This window comes from Paenibacillus gorillae (genome assembly GCF_000513275.1).
Taxonomy (GTDB): Bacteria; Bacillota; Bacilli; order Paenibacillales; family Paenibacillaceae; genus Pristimantibacillus; species Pristimantibacillus gorillae.
This window is the reverse complement of record NZ_CBVJ010000023.1, coordinates 25,534-38,472: the sequence shown is the minus strand read 5'-3', so window position 1 is coordinate 38,472 and position 12,939 is coordinate 25,534. Positions and strand designations below refer to the sequence as shown.

At 48.8% G+C, this 12,939-nt stretch carries 11 protein-coding genes; 2 read left to right on the top strand and 9 right to left on the bottom strand.

Annotated elements, in window-relative coordinates:
* Positions 1-192: 192 nt before the first annotated feature.
* The 3 genes from TY10_RS03795 to TY10_RS31255 all read right to left on the bottom strand — a co-directional run bounded on the left by TY10_RS03795 (position 193) and on the right by TY10_RS31255 (position 4,345).
* A complete protein-coding gene (locus tag TY10_RS03795; RefSeq protein WP_052350340.1) occupies positions 193-2,154 on the bottom strand; it encodes a stalk domain-containing protein in 1,962 nt (653 codons plus the stop codon).
* Between the two features lie 430 nt (positions 2,155-2,584).
* Entirely contained in the window at positions 2,585-3,991 is a 1,407-nt protein-coding gene (locus TY10_RS03790) for an MDR family MFS transporter (protein WP_042160734.1), read from the bottom strand.
* Positions 3,992-4,096: 105 nt separating this feature from the next.
* Positions 4,097-4,345 carry a hypothetical protein gene (locus TY10_RS31255; protein ID WP_042160733.1) on the bottom strand — a complete coding sequence of 83 codons (249 nt, stop codon included), beginning with the start codon at positions 4,343-4,345 and terminating at the stop codon, positions 4,097-4,099.
* A gap of 192 nt (positions 4,346-4,537) precedes the next feature.
* Between TY10_RS31255 and TY10_RS03780 the strand changes: the two genes are divergently transcribed.
* The gene (locus tag TY10_RS03780; protein WP_042160732.1) at positions 4,538-5,161 is read left to right on the top strand and encodes a DedA family protein; all 624 of its coding nucleotides are present in this window, start codon (positions 4,538-4,540) and stop codon (positions 5,159-5,161) included.
* A 62-nt stretch (positions 5,162-5,223) separates the two neighbouring features.
* Here TY10_RS03780 and TY10_RS03775 read toward each other — a convergent pair whose 3' ends face one another.
* From TY10_RS03775 to TY10_RS03765, 3 genes are all read right to left on the bottom strand, one after another.
* The gene (locus tag TY10_RS03775) at positions 5,224-5,493 is read right to left on the bottom strand and encodes a hypothetical protein (protein ID WP_042160731.1); all 270 of its coding nucleotides are present in this window, start codon (positions 5,491-5,493) and stop codon (positions 5,224-5,226) included.
* 75 nt (positions 5,494-5,568) lie between these two features.
* Complete coding sequence (locus TY10_RS03770; RefSeq protein WP_052350339.1) at positions 5,569-6,147, bottom strand: hypothetical protein; 579 nt, start codon at positions 6,145-6,147, stop codon at positions 5,569-5,571.
* A gap of 180 nt (positions 6,148-6,327) precedes the next feature.
* Positions 6,328-8,550 carry an MMPL family transporter gene (locus tag TY10_RS03765; protein WP_042160730.1) on the bottom strand — a complete coding sequence of 741 codons (2,223 nt, stop codon included), beginning with the start codon at positions 8,548-8,550 and terminating at the stop codon, positions 6,328-6,330.
* Between the two features lie 179 nt (positions 8,551-8,729).
* On the opposite strand from TY10_RS03765, the gene TY10_RS03760 reads away from it, so the two are divergent.
* Entirely contained in the window at positions 8,730-9,350 is a 621-nt protein-coding gene (locus tag TY10_RS03760; protein ID WP_042160729.1) for a TetR/AcrR family transcriptional regulator, read from the top strand.
* 27 nt (positions 9,351-9,377) lie between these two features.
* Here TY10_RS03760 and TY10_RS03755 read toward each other — a convergent pair whose 3' ends face one another.
* The 3 genes from TY10_RS03755 to TY10_RS03745 all read right to left on the bottom strand — a co-directional run bounded on the left by TY10_RS03755 (position 9,378) and on the right by TY10_RS03745 (position 12,937).
* Positions 9,378-10,166, bottom strand: a complete 789-nt coding sequence (locus tag TY10_RS03755) for an undecaprenyl-diphosphate phosphatase (RefSeq protein ID WP_042160728.1) — start codon at positions 10,164-10,166, stop codon at positions 9,378-9,380.
* Between the two features lie 203 nt (positions 10,167-10,369).
* Positions 10,370-11,656 (bottom strand): hemolysin family protein, encoded by a 1,287-nt coding sequence (locus tag TY10_RS03750; protein WP_042160727.1) that lies wholly within the window; start codon positions 11,654-11,656, stop codon positions 10,370-10,372.
* 99 nt (positions 11,657-11,755) lie between these two features.
* Positions 11,756-12,937: a DUF3900 domain-containing protein gene (locus tag TY10_RS03745; protein ID WP_081735091.1), complete on the bottom strand. Its 1,182-nt coding sequence runs from the start codon at positions 12,935-12,937 to the stop codon at positions 11,756-11,758.
* Positions 12,938-12,939 lie beyond the last annotated feature (2 nt).

Genomic DNA, 12,939 nt, shown 5'->3' with positions numbered 1-12,939 from the left:
TTGTCCAGCGCAATCAACACAATGTTAGTTTAGATAACATATTAGTGCAGAAGCATTAATAACACAATACAAATTACTCGTTTTTTTAAATGATGATAAGCCTCTCACCCATAATCTAACATAATTAGTAAAAGAACCTCCAACCAAAGGGTTGAAGGTTCTTTCACACTACTTACAAGTCATTACAAATCCTTAGTACTTCAACTCAGGAAGTGGCAAGAACAGCAAGTTGAACGGCAGATTGCTTCCGGATGCTGGTGTGAATGCAATTGTCACCTGTTCAACATCGTTGCCAGTCCGGTGCAGTACGCCAACATCGTTGGCATTGCTCAAAATGGTCGTCGTTGTCGTATAGACGAGCTTATTGTTAACCAGGAATGCTCCGCCATAATGTCCGCCCCGCGGATTAAGCGCAATGAGCGTATGCGGCTGCACGTTATACAGTCGCAGCACATAGTAAGCGCCATTGTTGCCGTCGTTGGACATGATATCGCCAGTCGTTACATCATAGCCGGACAGGCGAGTGTCTACTACTTTATCGGCCAAAATCATACGGGACGGCTCATTACCGATCGTATCCAGAACATGAATGTTGCGGTTTGCGTCATGGAATGTGCCGCGAACGTGCTTGCCGTCACGCGGAAGCTGCTGCAGGTGCGGAAGCTCAGCTAGAACATCTTTGTCAGCATCTACAACAACGACGCTGAATTTAATCGGTGCCGAAGTGGACACGTCAGAATACATCGTTACCACTCGGTCTTGCGCCAGCTTAACGTCGCTCAGTTTGCTAAGCACGACACGGCTTTCACCTGCTGGAATTTTCGTTACTTTGTTCAAGGATGGCTGCGTGCGGCCAAACAGATAGTTGCCGACAGCAGCTTTACCTGTTTGCGATACATATGGTGCAGGACCGCCAACGCCAACGCGTTCCTCAGTTACTGTAGCTTCTTCAGCATTTTCGTTTGTTGCAATGATATAGATACGAACCGGATTCGCTCGGTTGTTCTGATTGTGAGTCAAGAAACGAACATTACCCGTAGCCGTATCGGAATAATAGATGCCCTCTTCATCAATATGCTCAGGGCTGTTGCTGCGGATCAGCGTCTGCTGACCAACGACGGACAATTCATACGATACCGTCGGAAGCTTCAGAACGCTTGCTCCGTCGATCTGGTATTTATCGCCAACTTCAGTAAACAGCATGTCGAAATCCTGTTTGCTGTAAAGTGTCTCATCCTCGATCATAATCGTTTTTGAGAATTCGCCGACTGCACCATGTGTATCGGTTACTTTCAGCGTGATTGTCTGCGGGCCTGGAGTAAAGAAGCCTTTAGCGTTATTCGTCCATTCCGTCTTTTTAATCTTGTTCTCATCATCTGTGCTGAGGTCGGTATAATGGATCATCTCGCCCATTTTGTAAGAATTTTTGTCGGTCGTAAAGTTTGCGACCGGCGGCAAATTCGGCTGCTTGACTGCGACGTTAACAGAGAAAGGATCACTCCATACGCCATTCTCGTCCTGTACCCAACGGGTTACCTTGTAAGTGCCCGGAGTGTCAAAGGAAGAGGCTTGTCCCTCCCAACGCTCATCAGTGATGAGCAGTCCTTTCGGATGGGAAGCTTTATCGATGTAGGAAACCTCAGTTTCACCGGCATAAATCGTCGCTGGCGATACGGTGAATGCCGCAACCGGCTTCACTGTCCACTCCAGCGTAACTTTCTTCTGCTCGGCGTTGCTGCTGATCTTCATACCGTAAGGCTTAAGCAGCGAGCGCAGCGGAATCATTAACGTGCCCTGTTGTACGAAAGGAGCGCCGTCAAGTTTGGTCGAAGCACCATTGATTCGATAGACAGTGCTGCCAGCTTTGTAGCGAAGCTCCTGCTGCCCCGTCATCAATATGTACTCCTTCAGTTTTGAATCATAAACAACATTACCGTATAGACGTTCAGCAATTGAACGGGCGGCGACGTAAGTTACCCCCTTCTTCTCGGTTAACGGCTGCGAAGCTTTGTAGAGCTTACCGTTATGGTACATCTGGTTCGTTTTTTGGATCAGTACGAGCTGATCTTGGAGTTGACCTTGCGCCTGGACAGGAATGGCCACGGCAAAGAGGAACAATGCGACAAGTGCGACTAAGCTGACTTTTTTACCCATTACAATCTCCTTTTTTCTGTAATAATTGCTGAACTGCATTTGAACCGACAAACTATGAACGCAAACGAGAGGAAAAAGTTGCACACAAAATTAGCGAAAAATCGCCGGCGCGATATTATTTATAACGAGCTTTGTCGACAAATTCATTGTATATCGTCCCATAATATGTTTGCAAAGGCTGACTTAAAGCTGTTGTAAAGGCACCGCCAAGCAGCATTTGACGGTCGCCTAAATGCAAAAAAGCAATCGAATACGCCGTTGTACGGCGCAGGCGATTGCCAGTAATGAAATTTTGCAGACTGATTCGCCCGCCTTGCCGGCAGTCTCGGCTTCATCGCATGCAAGGATAAAGCCGATAAGCGAGGCTCAGCAGATGTGAGACTGACAGCCGATCACAAAGACAGCGGTTTACTAAGCTCACTTATTCTGTCTATGCGCTGGTAGGCTGTGCTTCAGCCGTCTGCTGCATCTTGGGCAAGCTGAATGCAGCAAACAGGACAATAACGGATAATCCGGTCAAAATAATGAAAATGCGATGCAGGCTTGTCTCCAGCAAAGCAGCATCAATGGTCTCTGCACTACCCGTATGCAACAGCAGCCCGAATAACGCGATACCGATCGTCTGCCCAAGCGTACGGATAAAGTTGTTGCTGGCTACGGCCGCGCCGCGCAGCTCCCAATTGACTGCTGAAGAAACGGCTACCGTAAAGCTTGTCAAGGAAAGACCAAAGGATAATCCGGTCAAAAACGTATAGAACATAAAAAGTATAATTGGCGTGCTGCTGTTCATAAACATAAAGCCAAGGCTTCCGCAAATGAGGAACACGGCACCTGTAAAGGCAATACGGCGCAGGCCGATTTTGGAAATCCAGTTGCCCGCCAGTATAGAGCCCAGAGGCCATGATACGGAGAGCGGGATCATCGCCAGACCGGAATAAGTCGCGCTTTTTCCAAGCACGCCTTGGAGCCATAGCGGCAGGTAAAAGATCGTCACGACGTTAATCACGCATAACAGGAAGCTGACTGCATTAACAGCGCTGATCGTCCGCAGCTTAAACAATTTAAGCGGAATAATCGGCTCCGGCGATTTTTTCTCAATAATGAAAAACAACCCTAGAAACAAAGCTGCAGCTGCAAACAGCAAGCCGATAACGAGCGGCCCCGCTCCTGCCGTGCCATCCTCATTACGAAGCAAAGTCAATGCATACAGGAAGCTGAACATGCCGATCGAAAAGGTCGTGATACCCGCATAATCGATATGCCGTTTCTTCTTCTCATAGCTTTCTTTAAATGATGAGAGCAAAAGCGCAATGGCGATAATGCCAAACGGCAGGTTCATATAAAAGATAGCCCGCCATGACACGTAATCGACCAACAGGCCGCCTAATAGAGGCCCTGAGATACCTGCAATGCCCCAAATGCTCGACATCCAGCCCTGTACCTTGGCTCTTTGTTCATAGGAATAGAGATCCCCTATTATGGTATACGGAATTGTGGTTAATGCCCCTGCCCCCAAGCCTTGCAGAGCGCGGAACAAAATTAGCATTTCCATAGACTGGGCAAGTCCCGACAACATAGAGCCCGCGAGAAAAATAATAGCGCCAATCATAAACATTTTTCTTCGTCCATACAGATCGGAGAGCTTTCCGTAGATTGGCGTCGTTATGACCGTTGCCAATAAATAAATTGAAATAACCCAGCTGTACTGCTCGATACCCTGAAGCTCTTTGGTGATGCTTGGCATAGCCGTACTTACGATCGTTCCTTCGATAGCCGCCAGAAAAGTCGCGACAAAGAGGGCAATCGTGACGCTTCGCCGATTACTGTTGTTATTCATTGTATTTCCTTTCCGTCAATCTCGGTAATGGGAGAATTAGGCTGCATGCGTCTATTATTATCATCTGCCATTATCGTTTAAATATCAATCCTTAATCGCTATCGTTCACGAGGTCTTCATATATCGGGTATTTTTCAATTGTTCGCAACATATCGGACCCGCCGCACGTAATACATAGCGATCTCTCTTGTTCTCCTCCAGCTTCCAGAAGTTTGAATCGTCAAATAACTGCAGTAAAAGCTGTTGTGCTGCCATTGCGGAGGTTTGCTCGTCGCGCAGCAAGGTCAAGCATATCGTATAACAGACCGGTTCGTACCTTCGAAGCCGATCCACCTGGTTTTGAAATGGTAACATGGGAGTTATCCCGCCCTTCGACTCAATAACGATGCAATGTTATTATAATAAAGTCTAGGGACTTAATTAGTTACGAAATGGTTAAAATGCAAATTTATGCTGTGTTCAAATTGTCATTGATTATGTTAGCCTATTTAGAGCAATATCACGGTCCGGAATTTAATCTTTTTTACGACAGGGTGAAGAAGCCATATGGGCTATTCGTATTTATTGACCATCATCGAACAATTCGGTTACGTCGCCTTATTCCTTGTTCTATGTCTGGGTCTGATCGGGCTGCCGATTCCGAATGAAGCGGTCGTATTGACCGGGGGCGCTTTAGCCGCATCCGGAATGCTGGAGCCGGGACCAGCCTACTTAATGACGTTTCTCGGCATTTCCTCCGCTATGACCTTCAATTACTCCATAGGCCGCTTTGCCGGCTCCAGACTATTTGATTGGTTCATGCGTAAGAAGAACATTGAGAAATTCGTCGTCAAAGCCGATCAATTGAACGCGAAATACGGCGGCTGGTCGCTTGGGATTGGGCTGTTGTTCCCCTTTCTGCGCCATGTCATGCCCTTTGTTGCTGGCACCAATCGAATGAAGTACGGCCGATTCTCCTTATTCGCTTACCCTTCGGCTTTCATATGGACATCGATTTATTTCACTATTGGCGCATTGTTCGGAGATCACGTCGAGGAGATCGGCGATTTCATTTATGATTACGGCATCATTGCTGCAGTGCTTGCCGTTGCGGTTATTGCTTATCTTTTCTGGCATTACTCGCTTCGCAGCCGGGCGAAGAAGGAAGACAATGCAGAACAGCATTTATAGCCTGATTAACTTAAAAAGAACCATTCGCCTGTTCTTAACAGGAACGAATGGTTCTTTTACGCTTATAGACGCACCAGTTTATCTTGCGCTGCTTGTACCAGGAAATCGAACAGCTCATCGTCTTCCTCTAGCTCATCTTCGAGAGCAAGCAGCTGATCCTCATCGCCTGACTCATTCAGAAAAAACAAGCCATAGCCCCATTCAGTCGCTTTGCGGCTGTGCAGCGTCATTTCGTATTGATTCGGAGAGCCGTCGATTTCGAACTGAACTTGTCCGACATAGCCGTCGGCCTTCGTATACGTCATTTTTGCTTCTAAAATTTTCACTTTCATTTGCGGGTAATCTTCCTTCCTGAACTCGTCCTTTCCTCATTTTACCCTTATAAAATTTTTCGTCAATAATGGTTATTAGCTAACCTCTCGTCTTCTTCGAATCGCATACGCTATAAAAACGGCAAGCAGCAGCACGGCGACGATGGAGATGATAATGGGAATACTGCTCGATTGTTTGGCTGGCGCTTGCAGTACAGGCGGTACTGAGCCGCCTCCAAGAACGGAGAGATCAGCGCTGGCTTGCGACAGCAGCATCGTTCCGCTGCAGGAATCGACCTGGAGATCCCCCTTTTTTGCATTGGCATAAACAAGATATTGTTGACCGTCCTTGAATTCGACGCCGCAGCTTTCGCTGCCCAGAGCAGTATGTACGGTTAAATGATTGGTAACATGACCCTTCCAAACTTCATTGACTTCAAAGTTCACCTGAACCGGACTGTCCGACGAGCGGCTAACGAATGGGATATCAGCCTTCTTTTTCGTAAAAACGACTGTTCCAGCAAAAATAGCGGCTTTGCTTTTCATTTGCTGTTGTACTTCAGGTCTCTCCGCGCATGAGCAAGCCTGTACCGCTTGCGGAGCCAGCAAACCGCCTATAACAATAATTATGAGTGCAATGGCAATGGAGCCGGCCGTGACCGCGATTTTGTTCAATGCAGACAACCTCCCTTATCTCTCTCTAATTTTTGGCAATTTCATTCCTAGACGGCTGCCGGCTCCAAAATGTTTCATGCCCCGTTACAGGCGCACCATCTGCCATTCCATAGCAGCAGCGCACAAAAAAACCGACCCAACAGATCTAACGATCCATCAAGCCGGTACAATAAATGATAACTAGCCTTCGTTTTTCGTTTGTTCGATCAGATTCGCTTTAGACGGCCAGAATGCCCGTCTGCCAAGCAGCGCCGTTATAGCCGGCACAAGGAACGGACGCACGATAAACGTGTCCATAAGAACGCCCAGCGCCGTTATAAGGCCAAACTGTACAAGCACCTGGATCGGCAGCGTTGCCAGCACGGCGAAGGTTGCCGCCAGGATGAGTCCGGCCGAAGTAATAACGCCTCCCGTCTCGCTGACGCCTTCCTTAATGGCTTGCGACAAAGGCATCGTCTTGCGTTTCCGCCAGATGCTCGAAATCATGAAGATGTTGTAATCCTCGCCGAGTGCAACGAGAAACACAAAGGAGTAGAGCGGAATGGCACCCTGAATCGCATCGACTCCCATGACATAATGGAGAATGATCCAGCCAAGGCCAAGCGCCGAGCCGAATGAAAGCACAACGGTTGCGGTCAAATACAGCATTGCCGTTATTGATCGCAAATAGATGAGGAGCAGCAGCATAATCAGCGCGATGACAAGCGGAATCACAACGGTATTATCCCGGTTCGTGAGCGCCCTCGAATCGTATTGGGTCGCCGTCTGTCCTCCGACCCACACTTTATCGGCTGCATGGTCTATGCCTGCCTCAGTGAGCAGCGCCTCCGTTTTCTCATAAATTTGCGGAATTGCATCCATTGCTTCTTGCGAGTAAGGATTGAGATTGAAGAGCAGTTGCACCGACTGCAAATTCGGATCCTGCCCGCTGGCCACCGCCTTCGATACCGTATCCACCTCGCGCAGCGTGCCTAAACCAGACGCCAGGTCTACCGATTTGCCTTCCGTTTGGACGACAACGGTGACAGGCGCTAGCTGACCAGGGGTGAATGAGTCGGAAATGACGTCGAAGCCTTCTCGGGAAGGCATATCCTTCGGAAATGACGATAACAGATCATACGTGAATTTTACTTGCGTCGTAAATCCGGCCAATGCCGTCAGTACAACGACGCTAGCAATGACTACGGTCCAAGGCTTGGCAACGACTAGATTGCCGATTTTCGTGCCAAAACGATTTTCCCTCCGCTTCTCCGCCTTCACTGGCTTCCCTTTGCTTTGCGCGCGGGCAGCCTCCATTTCAGCGGTCCGTGGAACAAAGGGATAAAAGGAGCCTCTTCCAAAAATAGCGAGCAAGGCTGGAACAAGCGTAAGACTAGCGATTCCCATAATAAGAATCGACAAGCTGAACGGTACCGCAAAACGCTGGTAAGCACCATATTTAGCCGCCAGCAGTGTGATCAAAGCAAGAACGACCGTGAAACCGCTCATCGCAATAGCGCCGGAAGCGTCCTTGAACGCGGTACGCAAGGCGCGGAGCTTATCATTATCCAGCTTCAATTCCTGACGGTAGTGTGAAATGAGGAACAGGCAATAATCGGTCCCCGCGCCAAACAGCAGCACGGTCATAATGGAAATCGCTTGAGCATCGACTGTAATCCAGCCCTCGCCTGCCATCCAGCCGAGCAGCGGACTTGTAACCAAGTAGGCAAATCCAACACCGATTAACGGAATAAATGCCAGTATCGGTGAGCGGTAGATAAGCAGCAGCAAGACGAGAACGAGCAGCACGGTTGCGATCATCAGGGAGATATCGGCACCCTTGAATAAGCCGCTGGCATCCACCGATATACCGGCCGGACCGCTTATTCTGGCGCTTAGCGCGTTCTGGTCTTTCACCGGAACCGAGAAAGGATCGGGTCCGCTAGTCCATGAAGAGACTTCCTTCTGAATGTGCTCGAAATTGGTTTTCAGTACGTCGGATTCGGTGCTTTCATCAAACGGAACAGGCTGCACCAGAGTCGCTCCATCCTCAGAGGTGAAAGCGGCGAGCGCAGGCAAAGGCATTTGGTGAAAAGGAATAATTGCGCCCTGCGCTTCCAGCGGATTGTCGGAGAGTGAGGCGGACAATTGCTGGAAGAGCTTGTAATCATCCTCGGTCAGCCCCCCTTCCCGGTGCCAGACGATTAATGCGGGCACCCCGGACTCACTAGGGAATTTTTCTTTAATTAAGTGATCTGCGATAACGGATGGACTGTCCTTCTCTAAATTCGGAGCCCTATTGTTTTCCTTGTCGCCGACAGGCGGCAGCAATACGGTCAGCAGCGCAGCAAGCGCAATCCAGACCGCCAGCGTCACCCATCTACTGCGTCTTCCTGCCACGATGTGGCTAAGCTTTTCCAACATTCTGATTCATCCCCGTTTCCTTTGCAGTCTTATTTGGTTTACAATAGATTTGTGTATAAAATAATTATATATACCGGAAGGTTAATTAATCAACCGAATTTGATTACAAATTTGCGAACTCGCTATATAAAGCTAGCCGTTAGGCTAAACCTGCCAACATTAACGAGGAGGGCCTGACTTTGACAGAACAGCCGCCAAAACGAAAACCCGGAAGACCTAAAGCCGATGGAAAAAACCAGACGATGATTCAAATTATGCGCACTGCCGCCTTTTTATTTATGGAGCATGGCTTCGAGAAGGTATCGCTGGAAGGCGTCGCTCAAGCATGCGGCGTAACGAAAGCGAGCGTCTATTATTATTTCAACAACAAAGCTCAGTTGTTCACCGAATCGGTACTGCTGGTCCTCTCTGTCGCGCTTGAGCAGACCAGACGAATTATGGACGGGCCTGGCTCACTGCAAGAGCGGCTGCTTAAAGTAGCAGAGGGGCATATGGCGAATGCACACGTCGATTTCGAGACGATGATGCGAGAGGCTTCCGCAGGCTTGAGCGAGGAACAGATTACGCGTATCCGCAATGCCGAAAACGCCCTCAATCAGCTGCTTGAGGACGTGTTCCGGCAGGCTATAGCAGACGGAGAGATTGCCCCGGCCAATCCGCTGCTCCTCGCCCACGCTTATATTGCCGTCATGACAGTACGTAACCGCAAAGATATTGTGAATGACAAAGAGAGCTTGCAGCAAGCGGCCAAAGATATTGTTCAGCTCTTCTGGAACGGTCTTGCTCCGCGGAAGCCATAAGCGGACACGCTTCACAAAAAGCTGGCTCTATAAAATAAGGAGCGCAAATAAAGCGGCAAGTCCAAACCGGTAATAGGCAAACCAGGATAACCGGAGCTTTTTAATCAAATTCAAAAAGGTTACAATCGCAATCGTAGCCACGATGAACGCAGCGAGCAAGCCGATTAGAAACAGGGGCAAATCCGCTGCTGTTAGAAACTCCCTGCTTTTAATCAAATCGATTCCGCTTGCTCCAGCCATTATAGGCACGGAGACGATAAACGTGAATTCAGCGGCCGCCTTCTGGCTTGCGCCAAAAAACATCCCGCCCGATATCGTCGAGCCCGAGCGTGAGAAGCCGGGCCATAAGGCAAGTACCTGGAACAAACCGATGGCTAGCGCTTGCCTATACGAAATATCGTCCAGCTCCTCCGCCGTTATTTTCCGTTTCAACCGATCAGCGGCGATCATTAGCAGCCCGCCAGCTACCAATCCGACAAGCACCGTTGCCGGACTGAACAAATAGTCTTTAATAAAGCCGTGCAGAAGAAAACCGAATATCCCCGCTGGAATTAGCGCTAGTGCAATATGCAGCACGTTCAGTCCCGACGTTTTGGACAGATTGAAGTTGAGCAGGCGTAGGAACCTTTTCCGGTACAGCACAAGTACGGCCAAGACAGCGCCAAATTGAACGACGACCTCGAACGTTTTCGCCCGTTCATCCGTAAACCCAAGCAAATCTGCAGTCAAAATTAAATGACCCGTCGATGAAACGGGTAAAAATTCAGTTAAGCCTTCCACAATGCCCATAATAATCGCATTCAGCAAATCTCCCACGCCATCTCCGCCTTTCCCAAACGTAAGCCGCGGCCTGTCATCCTTGTCCAGCCGCCCTCTTCCATTCTACGATACATAGCGGTTTAAATATGACCTGTCCTCTCCCATAATTTGTGAAAGAGTATACAAAAAACCGCATTCTTAACGGGAGGCCGCTGAAGCGTTTCTTCTTCAACGGTGTTTCCCTTCAGAATGCGGTTAAATTATTTATTGTGATTCACCATAATTTCGACTTTGCGGATGCGGTGCTTCTCCTTCACCCGTACGGTAAATGTCAGCTCGGCATACGTCCATGGCTCGCCAACCTTTAGCTCCGGGTTCTGGTTGAACAGCCAGCCGCCGATGGAGTCGACGTCTTGACTCTCCAGATGGCTTCCCGTCGCCTCGTTGACCTCACTAATTAACGCTTTGCCGTCCACCAGGAAAACATTGTCCCCGATAGGATCGATTTCTACGACTTCATCCTCATCGAATTCATCGCGTATTTCACCGACAATCTCCTCTACGATATCTTCGATCGTAATCATTCCGGAAGTGCCGCCATATTCATCAAGCAAGATCGCAATATGAACGCGTTCAAGCTGCATGCGACGCAGCAGTTTTTTGATCGGCATCACTTCAGGCACCGACATCATCGGCTGCATGAGTGAACGTACGGTTGAGTTATGCGTCTCGAAATCATGCATGAAAAACTGCTTCGTATTAATTACGCCGATTATATTGTCTTTACTCCCGCTTGCTACCGGAAAACGCGTATATTGCTCTTTACGGATTATCGCGATATTTTCTTCCTTCGATTTCTCGACGTACAGACAAACCATATCGGTACGCGGCACCATAATTTCACGGGCCAGCCGTTCGTCGAATTCAAAGATCCGGTTCACGTAGCTAAGCTCGCTTTTATTGATTTTTCCGCTCTCATAGCTCTCCGACATAATAAGCCGAATTTCCTCCTCGGAATGAGCCTCATGCTCCCCCGTCGGCTTTAAACCGAGCATACGAACGAGTCCGTTGGCGGAGCCGTTAAGAAGCCAGATGAACGGAAACATCAGCTTATTGAACCAGATGATAATCGGTGCAGTGAACTGGCTGACTTGCTCCGATTTGATAATTGCAAGCGTCTTTGGCGCAAGCTCCCCCAGCACGACATGCAAATAGGTTACAATGACAAAGGAAATAATAAAGGATAAAGCATTCGATACATTTCCTTGAAGATGCAGCCGGTCAAACAACGGATGCAGCAGCTCATGTACAGTCGGTTCACCGAGCCAGCCAAGGCCCAGTGCTGTTATTGTTATTCCAAGCTGGCACGCGGATAAATAGCCGTCGAGATGAGTAATGACCTTCTCAACAGCTTTGGCGTTTTTAGCTCCTTCGTTAACCATCTGGTTAACGCGGCTCGTGCGTAAGCGTACGACAGCAAATTCCGTGGCGACGAAAAAAGCTGAAAATAACAGCAGTATCGCGAATAAGAACAATTTCAGCACCATATGCCGCAGCAACTCCCCTTTAACAATGCAAGATGGCTTGGCTTGCCCTTATTGTTGCCAAAGCTCATCATTCACATTCCGCAGCGGAATTAGCGGGTACTACCAGGGCACATCGTCATTAGAGGAACTGTCGTTCCCATGCGTATCGTCTGACTGGGCTCTGTTCAGCGAAGCTTCAAGCTCCGTTTGAGGTGGAGGCATTTCCTCCCGCTCGCGCCGGTGCGTTCCGATCACATCGAGGATATCAGTCAAATCCGGCGGCTGAAGCAGCTCGACTGGAGACATTCCCTTGTCAAATTGGAAGGAATCGCCTTCAATGACGACAACGTATCTTCCGTTATGCTTGGCGAAGTGGAACGCTGTTCCGAAATCAGCCAGCAGCCCTTTCATCGTGACGCTATCGAGCTTGAACGAAAAAGATAAGTCCGGCTTCTGCTCCACAAGCGCCGCCGATGCCGCAGCAACCTGCTCATGCGTCCAATATTCTTGAATGTCGCGTTTCTCGCTGCTAGCCCACACCTCGATGGCGTTCTCTTCCTCCCGCCGCTCTGTGCTTTCGGGAGCATCCTGCCATTTATCCTCCATATACTGCTGAACCATGCCTAGAACCTGCTCTCCCATAACTTCAGGCAGCGGTTTTTCATAGGACACATACTTCAAAAAGTCTTCGAAATAGCGGGCATGAGAAGCCTGGTGTATTTTCAGCTCCCAGTGCTCGAGCATCCCTTCCTCCGGCATATGCGGATATTGAATCGACTTGATGCTGCGCGCGCTGATAGCCATTTCGACATGAGAAATCAAGCTGCGCTCATCGGCAATACGTGCGATATTGGGCTCGAAATCACATTTCAGCAAAAACAAAAACGGTTCATCGAAATACGTATTCAGCTTCGCTCTTGCAATAATAAACGCACCGCCGCGCACTGCACTTGTATCCATATAAATATGAACGAGTTCATCGGCGATGCCAATGAAACGCTCCTTATGTTCAGCATCGCGCAAACGCTGGAACAGATTGTAGTTCTGGTTGCTTCCAAGCTCATAGCCGGGCTCAACCATAAATCTTCCGATTTTAGTCGGCGCGTTCTCGGAATTAGGATTCCGTTCAACTTTTCGCTTGACGATCCGCTTGAACTCTCCATCCAAAAACTTCTTAATTTCACTGTCTTCATAATCATCCTCGTCCAGCGTCTGATAATGCTTGTACCGCTTGGACGAACCGCTGTCGTCGCCATCGGTCACAATGACGAAAAACGATAAATACTCCATTTTGAAATCCACAG

Coding starts and splice junctions, on each gene's coding strand:
- TY10_RS03790 (WP_042160734.1), bottom strand. CDS start 3,991: ATGAATAACAACAGTAATCGGCGAAGCGTCACGATTGCCCTCTTTGTC.
- TY10_RS03795 (WP_052350340.1), bottom strand. CDS start 2,154: ATGGGTAAAAAAGTCAGCTTAGTCGCACTTGTCGCATTGTTCCTCTTT.
- TY10_RS03750 (WP_042160727.1), bottom strand. CDS start 11,656: ATGGTGCTGAAATTGTTCTTATTCGCGATACTGCTGTTATTTTCAGCT.
- TY10_RS03765 (WP_042160730.1), bottom strand. CDS start 8,550: ATGTTGGAAAAGCTTAGCCACATCGTGGCAGGAAGACGCAGTAGATGG.
- TY10_RS31255 (WP_042160733.1), bottom strand. CDS start 4,345: ATGTTACCATTTCAAAACCAGGTGGATCGGCTTCGAAGGTACGAACCG.
- TY10_RS03780 (WP_042160732.1), top strand. CDS start 4,538: ATGGGCTATTCGTATTTATTGACCATCATCGAACAATTCGGTTACGTC.
- TY10_RS03775 (WP_042160731.1), bottom strand. CDS start 5,493: ATGAAAGTGAAAATTTTAGAAGCAAAAATGACGTATACGAAGGCCGAC.